The organism is Ilyobacter sp., from assembly GCF_041583315.1.
Taxonomy (GTDB): domain Bacteria; phylum Fusobacteriota; class Fusobacteriia; order Fusobacteriales; family Fusobacteriaceae; genus Ilyobacter.
The window spans coordinates 1-13,063 of sequence record NZ_JBFHGC010000013.1 but is presented as its reverse complement, the minus strand read 5'-3'; the positions used below and the strand labels follow the sequence as shown (position 1 = coordinate 13,063).

Genomic DNA, 13,063 nt, shown 5'->3' with positions numbered 1-13,063 from the left:
TCTTTCCTGATTTTACAGGGAATAGAGACATTGTCTCTAAGGATAGAGAGACATGTGGAAAATGCCAGAAAGGTGGCACAATTTCTGAAAGCCAGCGAGGATGTAAACTGGGTAAGTCATCCTGAATTGAGCGAAGATGAAAAACAACAGGATCTTGTAAAAAAATACCTTCCAAAGGGAGCATGTTCAATTTTCACCTTTGGACTAAAAGGCAGCAGAGAGAGAGCGGCTAAATTTATAGAAAGTCTTGATGTATTCTCGCATCTTGCCAATGTGGCCGATGCAAAATCTCTGATAATCCATCCTGCCAGCACAACTCACGGACAGCTCAGTGAAGAAGCGCTGAAGGAATGCGGTATTGGTACGGATACAATAAGAATATCTGTGGGACTTGAAAATATAGATGATCTTATAGAGGATCTGAGTAAAGCCATAGAAGCTAGCAGATAAAATTCATAATACATAAAAATGGGGGGCATCATGTTTATAAAAGAATTATATAAGAGTAAAAAACCGGTAATATCCTTTGAGATATTTCCGCCAAATGAAAAATATCCTGTGGAAAAAGTTTACGACACAATAGATGAACTTGTTAAGCTAAATCCGGATTTTATCAGTGTAACCTACGGAGCAGGGGGAACTACCCGTGGGAGAACTGTAGAGATAGCTTCTAGAATAAAAAAGATAAACAATGTAGAGGTATTGGCTCACCTTACTTGTATAGGGGCAGATAAGAACGAGATTGACGGAATCTTAGACGACCTTCATTCAAACGGAATAGAGAATGTCCTAGCCCTCAGAGGAGATTATCCCAATGACGGAAGTATCCCTGAAGGAGATTTCAAATATGCTCACCAGCTTGTGAAGCAGATAAAAGAAAGAGGAGGTTTCTCAATAGGAGGGGCCTTCTATCCAGAAGGGCATCAGGAAAACAATGATCTCATAGATCTGTTTCATCTGAAGAGAAAAGCAGAAGAGGGAACTGATTTCCTTATTTCCCAGATCTTCTTTGACAACAACTTCTTTTATGACTTTAAAGAGAAAGCTAAAAAACTGGAGATAGACGTGCCTCTTGTGGCGGGGATAATGCCTGTGACAGATGCAAAGCAGATAAAGAGAATCACAGCTCTCTGTGGCAGCTCTATACCTGCAAAATTCCAGAGGATACTGGATAGATATGAAAATAATCCAGAGGCCCTGAGAGATGCAGGGATAGCCTATGCAGTGGAGCAGATAGTGGATCTCATATCCTCAGGAGTGGACGGAATCCACCTCTATACAATGAACAAAGTGGATACTACAAAAAAGATAATGGATGCAATAGCAAATCTGAGAATTGCTTTATAGGGGGGCATAAAGATGTGTTGTATCGCTGGAGGTCCCTCCCTTTCTGGCAGAGAGAGAGCCGAGAATGAGGGAATCAGATTTAAAGAAAACAAAGGGCAATTAAAAATTGGTATTATCAACCTCATGCCTTTTAAGGAAGAGGTTGAATACCAATTTTATGCTGTACTTGGAAGATTTGGAATAAGTGTAGAGGTAGAGTTTTTATACCCGGAAAGTCATAATTTCAAAAATACCAGTGGCTCTTATATAAAAGATAACTATTATCCTATGAGTGAACTGAAAAATAGAAATTATGACGGGATAATAATGACGGGAGCCCCTGTGGAACTTCTGGATTTTCAGGATGTCAATTACTGGAGTGAAATCACGGATTTTATAAAATCCAATCAGCTGCCGGTTATCTATATATGCTGGGGTGCTCAGGCAGCTCTCTATGTGAAATACGGGATAAAAAAACATTCACTGAAAGAAAAACTTTTTGGTATTTTCAGGCACAGGACAAATAAAAATCCCTTTATATCTGGGGAATTTATGGCTCCTCACTCTAGAAATACGCAAAACAACAGTGAGGATATAAAAAATGCCGGTCTGAAAATACTGGCAGAATCAGATGAAGCAGGGGTCTATATATCATCTGACAGTGAATACAGAGAATTTTATATAAGTGGTCACGGAGAATATCAGAGAGAACGCCTCCAATATGAGTACAGCCGGGATCAGAAGCTTTTCCCGAAAAATTATTTCCCGGAAGACAACCCGGAAAAAGAACCCTTTATGAACTGGGACAGTCACCGGAAAGAATTTTATTATAACTGGTTGAAATATATAAAAGAAAAAAAACTTAGCAATATTAAGAATAACGTGTAAAATAGATAAAAGAATTTTTTATAAAATTACTGTTTTATTTGCGTTACTCCTGTAACGCAGATTTATTTATATGGAGACAGAGGAAAAAACGGGGGGATAAACATGTCGATTACAGTAGAAAAATATGGTGGTACATCTGTAAAAGACTCTGCAAGGCTCAAGAAAATAGCAGCCAGAATCGCAGAGAGAAAGAAAAACAATGAAAATATTGTTGTAATAGTATCGGCTCCTAGCGGAATGACTGACAGTCTTATCCAAAGAGCAAAAGAGATCTCAGCAGTTCCAAAGGGAAGGGAGTTTGATGTTCTTCTTTCTACAGGTGAGCAGGTATCCATAGCTCTCCTTGCATTGGCTCTGAAAGAAGTAGGAGTAAAAGCAATATCTTATACGGCATCACAGCTGGGGATATTAACTTGCGGAACTCATAATGAAGCAAGAATACAATCGATAAATACAGACCTTATAAAGGAAAAAATAGCCGAGGGATATGTGATAATCGTACCTGGATTTCAGGGAGTGTGTGAAGACGGTAATATAACAACTCTAGGTAGAGGCGGATCTGATACTTCAGCAGTGGCAGTAGCAGCAGCATTGGGGTGCAAATCCGTAGATATTTATACTGACGTAGACGGTATATATAGTGCAAATCCGCAGGTTATACCTGGGGCAATAAAACACAAAGAGGTCTCTTTCAGCGAGATGATCGAGCTGGCTGGTTCTGGAGCAAAAGTTCTCCATACCAGAAGTGTAGAACTGGGGGCAAAATACGGAATAGAAATCCATCTGAGATCTGCTTTTGACTGGCAGGAAGGAACTTTTGTAAGGAGTGATGAAAAAGTGGAAAGTGCTGTAATTAGAGGAATTAGCGGATTTGGGAATCTTGTAAGAATAAGTTTTAAAAGCAATAATCTGCATCTTTCGGAAACTGTAAATACTATTTCCAAAAGAGGTATAAATATAGATCTCATAACTCATACCATGGAGACAAAGGGCGGAGACGAAATAACTTGTATAGTAAAAGAGGATTATTTTGAAGATGCAGTGGAAGCCTTGAAGACCATATCATCTCCTGAGGATGAAATTATTGTGGAAAAAGGACTGGCTAAGGTTTCTGTAATAGGTCTAGGGGTAAGGTCAAAGGGGATCGCAGCTGCAGTATTTGAAATTTTAGAAAAAGAAGGAATAGAGATCCATGCAGTGTCATGTTCTGAAATAAATATTTCTTGTATAATTACAGAGGAGGACCTGAACAAGGCTCAAAATGCCCTACATAAGAAGCTTATAGAGGAGGAATAAAATGAGAGAACTACTGAAAGAAAAAATACTTATACTAGATGGAGCCATGGGGACGGCCATTCAAAATTACTCTCTTGATGAATCTGACTTTAGAGGAGATCTCTTTTCACAAACAAAAGGTAGTTTAAAGGGCTGTAACGAACTTCTGAATCTTACCAAACCGGAAATTTTGCAAGAGATACACATTTCTTATTTGAAAGCCGGAGCAGATATAATAGAGACAAATACATTTAACAGCAACAGAATATCGATGAAAGAATACGGCCTAGAGGAAAAATCATATGATCTTTCCAAAGCCGGTGCAGAGATTGCTGTGCAGACTGCTAGAAAATATGAATACGACAATAAAAAAAGAATCTTTGTAGCCGGAGCCATGGGACCTACAAGTAAAAGTGCCTCTATACCTACAGGGGGAGATCCCTTTGGACGTGAGGTTTCCTTCTCAGAACTAAAAGCTGCCTACAAAGAACAAGCACTGGGTCTTTTTGACGGTGGAGTGGATGCCTTTCTGATAGAGACGATCTTTGACGGTCTAAATGCCAAGGCTGCAGTCATTGCAGTGGAGGAAGTTCTGGAAGAGAAGGGAGAGAAACTTCCTATAATGATATCTGGAACAGTGGATGTCAATGGAAAGCTTCTTTCCGGTCAAAGCATAGAGTCCCTGATAATTGCCATAGACAGAGATTCTATTATATCCTACGGTCTGAACTGCTCTTTTGGTGCCAAGGAGCTTATTCCTCTTGTGAAAAAACTTGGAAAACTTACCGGGAAGAATATCTCTCTTTATCCTAATGCGGGCCTTCCTAATGAGAAGGGGGAATATGATGAAACTCCCCATGTGACAGGGTCATATATAAAAGAACTTATCGAAAATGGTGAGATAAACATCCTTGGGGGATGCTGCGGAACCACACCTGAGCATATAAAGGTTATGGCAGAACTGGCTGATGGGAAAACCCCGAGAAAAGCCACTATGAAAAATATTTCAGGAATAGTATCGGGAAATGATACAGTCAGCCTGACAGATGGATTTCTTGTGGTCGGGGAAAGAAACAACGTTTCCGGATCAAGAAAATTTGCAAGACTTATAAGGGAAGAGAGCTATGATGAGGCCCTTGATATAGCAAGAACTCAGGTGGAAAAAGGAGCTAAGATTCTGGATATCAATCTAGATGATGCTCTTCTTGATTCTGTTGAGGAGATGGAAAAATTTATAAGACTTCTGCAAAATGATATGTTACTCTCAAAAATGCCTATTATGCTTGACTCCTCAAATTTTGAGGTAATAGAAAAAGGTCTTGAAAATCTGGCAGGAAAGGGTCTAGTAAACTCCATCAGTCTAAAAGACGGAGAACATGAGTTTCTGAGAAAAGCCGCAGTGGTTAGAAAATTTGGTGCTGCTCTTGTGGTTATGGCCTTTGACGAAAAGGGACAGGCTGTGAGTGCTCAGAGAAAAAAAGAGATATGCAAGAGAGCCTACGATCTTTTAACTTCAAACAACTTTCCTCCGGAAGACATTATCTTTGATCCAAATGTGCTTACTGTGGGAACAGGTACAGAAGAAGACAGAATGCACGGGGTCGACTTTATAGATACTGTAAAATGGATAAAAGCAAATCTTCCCGGTGCAGGAGTCAGCGGAGGGGTGAGCAACCTTTCATTTGCCTTTAGGGGAAACAATATACTGAGACATACTATTCATAAGATCTTCCTGGAAGAGGGGGAAAAAGCCGGTATGACAATGGCTATAGTAAACCCTGGGGAAGATGCTGGGAATATAACCCCAGAGGTGAGAAAAGCTGTGGAAAACCTACTTGCCGGTGGGAAAGATGCAGTGGATGAGATTTTAAATCTCTCTTTTGAAAAGGCAGACAAGAAAAAAATAGAGATTAAACCTGTCACTGTAGAGGAGAAACTAAAGGATTATCTACTCAAAGGAAGAAGTCAGGGTATAGAGGATGATGTGAAAATTGCTCTTGAAAAATATTCCCCTCTCCAGGTTATACAGAAAGTTTTGATGGAGGGAATGGAAGAAGTGGGAGTTCTCTTTGAAAAGGGTGAACTTTTTCTTCCTCAGATACTTCGGTCGGCAGCAGTTATGGAAAAGGCAGTTGATTTTCTCACTCCTCTAATCGAGGCTGGGGGTATCGAGAAAAACGTAAAAGGAAAAATACTCATGGCTACTGTGGAAGGAGATGTCCACGATATTGGGAAAAATATAGTCGGAACTGTGTTAAAGTGTAATGGATTTGATGTGGTGGACCTGGGTGTTATGGTTCCTAAAGACAAGATAATGGAAGCAATTCTGAGACATGACGTAGATATGGTGGCTCTGAGTGGTCTTATCACCCCTTCCCTCATGGAGATGGAGAAGGTAGCAGAGATGATGGCAGAAAAAGAGATGAGCATACCTCTTCTTATAGGAGGGGCAGCAGCCTCAGAACTGAGTACTGCAGTGAGAATAGAGCCTAAGTATCCCGGAAGAGTAATCCACGTGACTGATGCCTCTGGAACTCTGCCAGTAGTATCCTCTCTGGTATCTGAAAATAAAAACATCGTTCTCGAGGAAAGAAAAAAGAAAGCCCAAGATCTGAGAGACGCATACATGAAAAACAAAAACAAAAAAGAGCTGTATTCCTTAGAAGAGGCAAGAAAAAGAAAGAAAGATGTGGAAAACTCAATAGAGTATCCAAAAGAGATCGGAAAACAGTTTATAGAAATAGGACTTGAAAACTTAGAACCTCTGATAAACTGGGATATGCTCATTCATGCACTAAAATCCAAAGGAACTAATCAAGAGAAAAAAGTTTTGGATGAGTGTAAAGTTGCCCTTGAAAAAATGAAAGAAAAAAATATAAAGGCGAAATGTGCCTTTGGTATATTTAATCTTTTTAAAGATGAGGACACACTCATAGTCAGCGGTGAAAAGGACTATGAATTACCTATGGTGAGAAGTCAGATAGGAAATGAAACTATTTCTATTGCAGATTTTTTCTCCAGAGAAGACCATATAGGGGCCTTTGTAATAACTGTCCCTGAAGTCTATGGAAATGATGAATATGAATCAGTCATATACCAGCTTTTAGGAACCAGACTTGCAGAAGCTGCATCAGAATGGATGGAAAAATATGTAAATGATAATATATGGAGGGTAAGTATAAGGCCTGCAATAGGGTATCCTTCAATTCCTGATCACTCTATGAAAAAGGAGATATTTAAGCTTGTAGACGGTAATGAAACCGGGGCTACGCTCACAAAGAGCTATGCCATGACTCCGCTTTCATCGGTGTGCGGACTGTATATATCAAATCCAAATAGTTTTTATTTTGATCCTGGAAAAATAAGCTATGACCAGTTGAAAGAACTAGCTAAACTGAGGGGACTATCAATAGAAGATATGAACGCTCTTTTAGGCGGTATAGTTTAAACAATAAAAGTCCCGTGGTTTTTCACGGGACTTTTATTATACCTAAAATATCATGGTGAATTTGACTGAAAATTTTAAGTGTGATAGTATTAGTTTAGAATTAAAATCCTATGGGACAACTGTATTTTAGGAGGCGTTATGATCGGAACCAATAGAGGACATTATGGATTAGTAGCCTTGATCTACATGGCTGGAAACATAGAAAAAAAAGTGAGCGTAAAAGAGGTGGCGGAAAAAGAGAATATATCCAAGAGATATCTAGAACAGATCTTCTCGGCTATGAAAAAGGGTGGGATCCTTATAAGCGTTAAGGGATCACAAGGTGGATATCTTCTTTCTAGAAGTCCAAAAGAGATCACAGTGGGAGATGTACTGAGGTCACTAGAAGATATCGAAAATCCAGTCCCTAAAAATTATAGTATAGAGGACATCAGTTACACTATTCAGAAAGAGGTCTGGGATAGTATAGATGCAAGCATAAACAAAATAATAGAGAGCACAAGTATAGAGGACCTCAGAAATAAGCACAATGAAAACAGTGCCAATATTTATTATATTTAAATTCTAAATTGGAGAGTGGCATTGGAGAGTAGCACCGGGTTTATACAGAGGCCTTGAGGGCTTGACTCTCCTCTTTTTTTATGTAAAAGTATGAAATAACTGCCACAAGGGTTATAATCACTGCCCCTGATACACTTTTCAAATCAGGAATCTCATTCCACAAAATAAAGCCTATAATTCCAGAAGAAATTACGCTGAAATAATTATAGATAGATACCTCTGATGCAGGGGCATATTTGTAGGCCAGAGTTATCATAAACTGTCCTAAAGCTGCAAAAACTCCAGTTCCCAAAAGATATAACAACTGGTATTTTGAAGGCGTTTGGAAGCTAAAAATTAAAAATGGTATAGTACCAAGGACTGACACAAGAGAAAAATAAAATATTATAGTTGCCGGTTCTTCTTTACCCTTTAAGTATCTTATGACCGTATAAGCTGCTCCGGCACACATCCCTGAAAAAGCACCTGAAAGAGCAGGGAGGATCTCTAAGCTGAACTGTGGCTTAATTATTAAAATGGCTCCAAAAAATGCAAAAATCAGCGCTGGGATCTGAATTTTTGACAGCTTTTCTCTGAGAAATATAAAGGCGAAGATTGTAACAAAAAACGGAGAAAGCTTGTTTAACATGGTAGAATCAGCAAGTACAAGGTGATTTATGGCATAAAAATTTGCAAAGACTCCCAAAAGACCCATTACAGATCTTAGCATCAGAAATTTTTGATTTTCTATTTTTCCGAATATGCTTACCTCAGATTTCTTTATCATATAAAATGCAACCATCAGACTTACTAAATTTCTGAAAAAAACTTTTTCAAATACAGGAATATCCCCTGAAAGCTTAACCATAGCCCCCATAAGGGCAAATGCAAATCCAGAAAGTATCATAAATAAAATAGCTTTTGATTTATGTCTCATTAAACGTACGTCCTTTTAAATTTTATAAGACATATTTTACTATAGAATCCTTATTTAGGCAAGGGCCAATACTGAATTCCACATCAGAAAAATTCATCTTCTGGATATAAACTCTTTTAAGAGTCTGTTATTTTCTGATAATAATTTTATAATCTCTTCCTGATTAGCTACTCTTTTACTTATGTTCCAGTACCATAACCAGAACGATCTTACAGCAAGAAAAATTAAAAAAATTATCAGTAGGGGTATTGCAAAAGAAAACATGTTATCTGTCATATTAATTACCTCCATTTTAAGATATACACTTCTTTTTAAATTATATACTATGATTTACTTTAACACAAGTTAAATCGGGCTCTACGCTTAAGATAAGATAAGTTTTTTTGGGTATTTTTATATTTTAAAATGTTGACAAAAGGAATTGTAGGGTGTATAATTATTTTGTAATAGAGTAAGCTTATTATCTAATTTCAGTATGTTTTACCTTTGGTTAAATACTTGAAAAATTGGTTATATGAGTCATTATTTCTATTTAAAAATAGTATTTTACGGAGGTATTACAAATGGTAAACGGAACAGTTAAATGGTTTAATCAAGAAAAAGGATTCGGATTCATCACTGCTGAGGATGGAACAGATGTATTCGTACATTTCTCTCAAATCAACAAACCTGGATTCAAGACATTAGAAGAGGGAGAAAGAGTATCTTTCGAAATCACTCAAGGTCAAAAAGGACCACAAGCTTCTAACGTTACTGCTCAATAATTAACTTAACTTGAATTGAATTCCTGCCTTAGGGCAGGTTTTTTATTTTCAATATATTAAGGAAAACACCCCTAAGATAATTCCAGGGGTGTTTTTTACTAATCTTTTGATTAAAAACTTTCTCTATTCACATTTAAAAATACTTTCTTGTTCTTCTATTTTTATAATGAAAGTGGAATAAACGCTGGCTCTCTTCCCCTAAAGGTTCTTTAAGATACTGAGAGTAAAGAGTTTTTACATCAGGGTTTTCCCAGGAGCATCTTACATCATTGAAAAGGTCATATGAATAGATACTTTCCGTTCTTTTTTTTATTATATCCGGATCTTTGGACAAAGGTATCCCTCCACCGCCAATGCACCCTCCGGGACAGGCCATCACTTCTACAAGATGGAATTCCGTTATTCCGTCTTTTATTATGTCCAGGATAACAGGGACATTTTTTATTCCGTTGACAACTGCAATATTTAATTTTTTTTCACCTAATAAAACATTGGCTATTTTAATCCCATCTGTTCCTCTCAGACCATCCAGACCACTAGGAAAAGATTTTTCACCCATCATATGTGCCAGGTTTCTGAGCATTGCTTCAGCAAGTCCTCCGGTTACTGACTTTATTCTAGAAGACCCTGTATCAGACTCCATAGGTTTATCAAAAGATCCTGTTTTGTCATAATCCCCAAGATCTATGCCTTTTTGCTTCAATAAGTGAGCAACCTCTTTTATTGTAAGTACCAGGTCCACATCCTTATTTCCATTTTCATCTTTCATATCAAAACGGTTTGCTTCATCTTTTTTGGCAATACACGGCATCATGGCCACGGAAAATATATTTTCACTAGAAACATCTATTGTTTCTTCATAATAACTTTTGGAAAGAGAACCTAAAATCTGCTGTGGAGACTTGCAGGGAGACAAATGACCTAAAAATTCTGGACAAAACTTTTCTGCATAGTTTATCCACCCTGTACAGGTAGATGTAAATACAGGAAAAGGTCCATTTTCATCGAGACGTTTTTTTAGGTCAGCACTGGTTTCTATGATGTTTACATCAGAAGCAAAACCTGTAGAAAACACCTTTGAAAACCCTATTTCTTTAAGTGCCGAAACAATTTTAGGACTTATATCCACTCCTGTAGCTATTCCAAATTCTTCTCCCAGGGTATGTTTAAGTGAAGGTGAAATCTGGGCAATTACATGTTTATTTGGATTTTTCAGCTGTTCCTCCAGTAAACTTATATTACTTTTTTCTTCCAATGCTCCTGTAGGACACACTTTGATGCACTGACCACATGAGATGCACTGGGTAGCTGCCATATTTTCTTCTTTTATTCCCACTGTACCGTCTTCCTGGACTTGAAAAACAAAGATACCCTGCAAATCTCCGCATGCTTTTACACATTTATGGCAATTTATACATTTGTTCATATCCCTTGTAAATGTATAAAAAGAATTATCAACCTTTTTGTCCTGTAGAGATCCTAAAGAACTGAAATTGTTGTCTATGACAATATGCGGCGTACTTCTATTTTCCATTTTCTTTCCTCCTAAATTATTACAAGTTATAAAAGTAAAATCACTGTAAAAGGACACATTTTGGTTTTGTATTTTTAAATTTTACAAAGAATTAAATTAAAGTTAACACAACTTAGTTTAATACTAAAAAAACAATAGTACAAGGAAAAATTAAAAAAAATTTTAAAATTCAGATTGGTTCACTTTTAAGAGACCAAAATCATATAGATGACTAAAATAAAGAATATATATTTTATTTTGATATTGTACATATCTGGGGATCTATGTTATATTTTCAATAGAGCTTTAAATTTTAAAAAAGTCAGAAAAAAAATACCGGTACAAGGAGGAATAAAAAACATGATTGAATATATCGGATTTGTAGCGGCATCTCTTACAACTCTTTCTTTTTTGCCTCAGACAATACAAATAATAAAAACAAGGGATACAAAAAGTATCTCTCTGGTAATGTATATAATGTTTGTTTCTGGAGTAGCCCTGTGGCTGACTTATGGAATGTATAAAGGTGATAAGCCACTGATATTTGCCAATACCATAACTCTTATACTCTCATCGATAATTTTGGTGTTTAAATTGAACGAAGTATTCGGTAAAAAGTGAAGTGAATTTTAAACATAGATGTGCAATATGCTGCTTGTCATAAATGTTCGGATGGAAAAATAATCAGAATTTTAGTCATTACAGAAGGAATTTTTATAGAAAGTATGATAGGATTATAAATAGAGTGCCTGACATTACTAGAATTTCACTTGATAAATTTAATATCATACTCGTCATAGGATATTGACTTCTTTTATTTTATAAGTTATATACTATATAGATTCATATAATATTTGTGATTCTAAAAAAATAAAAATACTCCCAAGAAGAGCTGGAGGGATTGGCTGAAAATGAGTGAAAATAAAAAGTTAGAAATACTTCAGATGATTGACAAGATTTCAATTTTTGGTGGATTGAATAATGAACAAGTTGGAAAAATATTAGATCAATCTAATTATCTGGTTGTTTCTGGGGATCAAAACGTCTTGCTTCAGGGAATGTCTCCAAAAAGCATATACGTCATAATAAAGGGCAGAGTGGAAGTATATGAAGAGGCTAATAACAAAGTCTACCCTATGATGTACATGGGGGAAGGAGAATGTTTTGGTGAGGTTGAGATACTTGGGATTTTCCCAAATATGGCTTCTGTAAAAACAGTGGAAGAAACAGAATTTATTGAAATACCCAAAAATCAGCTGCACAAATTTTGCCATAAAGATATGAAAATTTTTAATATCCTTATTCTGAATATGGCTAGAGAGGCTTGTAGAAGGCTGGCTAAATCAGACAGGTCTTTAATGGAATACATGGGGAAATAAAGGCTTGGATGAGCCTTTTTTTTATAGCTTTATGATTATTTCAGGTGATTTTTTGGAATTAGTGCATAAAATTTATAAAGGAGTTGTTTATGGATTATAAGAGCTTAAGTATAGGGGATAAAATAGCAAATAAGGATATAGCTTTACTTTTTCAGTGCACAAATCAAGGTGGGATAAGAAAAAGTAATAAAACTAAGACTGTGGTTCTCATAGCTAAATTCACAGAATGTCTGTATAAACATAGAAAAGAGAATGACATTATATATTTTACTGGAATGGGTAAAGTTGGAAATCAGGAACTTAAAAGACAGAATAAAGGAGTTTTAGAAGCTAAGGATAATAATTTTCATATGCATCTATTTGAAATGCATACAGAGGGTGTTTATACCTACTGTGGAGAAGTCGAGTTAGCTGGTAAGCCTTTTATAGAGGAACAACCAGATGATAACGGAAATACCCGTGATGTGTTTATTTTTCCTCTGAAAACAGTAGAGCAGGTGGTTTAAATGCATCTAAAAATAAAAATTCCCATATCTAAACTTGAAGTAAAAGACGTGGAAGATCACAGAATAAAAATTAGGACGATGCATATCCATGGATTGGAACGTACCTTCGCCTATTATATACCGTCTAATCTAAAACAAAACTGCCCGGTAATTATGTCATGTCACGGAGCTTACTGGAATCATGAGATCATGAGAAGAGCTACTGGATTTGATTTTGAAAAACTTGCAGATGAATTTGGATTTATTGTAGTGTATCCAAATTCGTTTAGCTCTTACTGGTTTGATGGGAGGATATCTTTTCACCATCCTGCTAAAAACATGAATTTAGATGAGGGGGAATTCCTAAAAAGAATAGCTCACTATATGGCAACTGTTTATGGAGCCAGCAGAGACGATATCTTTTTTAATGGATTTTCAAACGGAGGAATGATGGGATTCCGGCTGGTTTCCGAGAAGAAATCTATATTCAAGGGGATGGCTTTGTGGT

The 13,063-nt window shown here is 36.7% G+C and carries 14 protein-coding genes; 11 read left to right on the top strand and 3 right to left on the bottom strand.

Going from position 1 to position 13,063, the window contains the following annotated elements; all coding sequences use genetic code 11:
• From ABZA26_RS01165 to ABZA26_RS01140, 6 genes are all read left to right on the top strand, one after another.
• On the top strand, positions 1 to 450 hold a 450-nt coding region (locus ABZA26_RS01165), incomplete at its 5' end, for a PLP-dependent transferase (protein WP_372712684.1).
• Between the two features lie 30 nt (positions 451 to 480).
• Positions 481 to 1,347, top strand: coding sequence for a methylenetetrahydrofolate reductase [NAD(P)H] (gene metF, locus ABZA26_RS01160; RefSeq protein WP_372712683.1), 867 nt, complete (start codon positions 481 to 483; stop codon positions 1,345 to 1,347).
• A gap of 12 nt (positions 1,348 to 1,359) precedes the next feature.
• Positions 1,360 to 2,214: a homoserine O-succinyltransferase gene (locus ABZA26_RS01155; protein ID WP_372712682.1), complete on the top strand. Its 855-nt coding sequence runs from the start codon at positions 1,360 to 1,362 to the stop codon at positions 2,212 to 2,214.
• A gap of 102 nt (positions 2,215 to 2,316) precedes the next feature.
• Positions 2,317 to 3,510, top strand: coding sequence for an aspartate kinase (locus ABZA26_RS01150; RefSeq protein ID WP_372712681.1), 1,194 nt, complete (start codon positions 2,317 to 2,319; stop codon positions 3,508 to 3,510).
• 1 nt (position 3,511) lies between these two features.
• Positions 3,512 to 6,937 carry a methionine synthase gene (gene metH / locus ABZA26_RS01145; protein ID WP_372712680.1) on the top strand — a complete coding sequence of 1,142 codons (3,426 nt, stop codon included), beginning with the start codon at positions 3,512 to 3,514 and terminating at the stop codon, positions 6,935 to 6,937.
• A gap of 138 nt (positions 6,938 to 7,075) precedes the next feature.
• A complete protein-coding gene (locus tag ABZA26_RS01140) occupies positions 7,076 to 7,498 on the top strand; it encodes an Rrf2 family transcriptional regulator (RefSeq protein WP_372712679.1) in 423 nt (140 codons plus the stop codon).
• 40 nt (positions 7,499 to 7,538) lie between these two features.
• On the opposite strand, the gene ABZA26_RS01135 is transcribed toward ABZA26_RS01140, so the two are convergent.
• Entirely contained in the window at positions 7,539 to 8,414 is an 876-nt protein-coding gene (locus ABZA26_RS01135; protein WP_372712678.1) for a DMT family transporter, read from the bottom strand.
• 93 nt (positions 8,415 to 8,507) lie between these two features.
• The gene (locus tag ABZA26_RS01130) at positions 8,508 to 8,690 is read right to left on the bottom strand and encodes a hypothetical protein (protein WP_372712677.1); all 183 of its coding nucleotides are present in this window, start codon (positions 8,688 to 8,690) and stop codon (positions 8,508 to 8,510) included.
• 287 nt (positions 8,691 to 8,977) lie between these two features.
• On the opposite strand from ABZA26_RS01130, the gene ABZA26_RS01125 reads away from it, so the two are divergent.
• The gene (locus ABZA26_RS01125) at positions 8,978 to 9,178 is read left to right on the top strand and encodes a cold-shock protein (RefSeq protein ID WP_320047630.1); all 201 of its coding nucleotides are present in this window, start codon (positions 8,978 to 8,980) and stop codon (positions 9,176 to 9,178) included.
• Positions 9,179 to 9,311: 133 nt separating this feature from the next.
• Here ABZA26_RS01125 and ABZA26_RS01120 read toward each other — a convergent pair whose 3' ends face one another.
• Positions 9,312 to 10,712, bottom strand: coding sequence for a [Fe-Fe] hydrogenase large subunit C-terminal domain-containing protein (locus ABZA26_RS01120; protein ID WP_372712676.1), 1,401 nt, complete (start codon positions 10,710 to 10,712; stop codon positions 9,312 to 9,314).
• 339 nt (positions 10,713 to 11,051) lie between these two features.
• Here ABZA26_RS01120 and ABZA26_RS01115 point away from each other — a divergent pair, with 339 nt between their 5' ends.
• From ABZA26_RS01115 to ABZA26_RS01100, 4 genes are all read left to right on the top strand, one after another.
• Positions 11,052 to 11,312 carry a SemiSWEET transporter gene (locus tag ABZA26_RS01115; RefSeq protein ID WP_372712675.1) on the top strand — a complete coding sequence of 87 codons (261 nt, stop codon included), beginning with the start codon at positions 11,052 to 11,054 and terminating at the stop codon, positions 11,310 to 11,312.
• Between the two features lie 290 nt (positions 11,313 to 11,602).
• On the top strand, positions 11,603 to 12,070 hold the full coding sequence (locus tag ABZA26_RS01110) for a Crp/Fnr family transcriptional regulator (RefSeq protein ID WP_372712674.1): 468 nt from the start codon (positions 11,603 to 11,605) through the stop codon (positions 12,068 to 12,070).
• Between the two features lie 89 nt (positions 12,071 to 12,159).
• A complete protein-coding gene (locus tag ABZA26_RS01105) occupies positions 12,160 to 12,576 on the top strand; it encodes a restriction endonuclease (RefSeq protein ID WP_372712673.1) in 417 nt (138 codons plus the stop codon).
• A partial coding sequence (locus ABZA26_RS01100) for a PHB depolymerase family esterase (RefSeq protein WP_372712672.1) occupies positions 12,577 to 13,063 on the top strand: 487 nt, incomplete at its 3' end. It lies immediately after the preceding gene.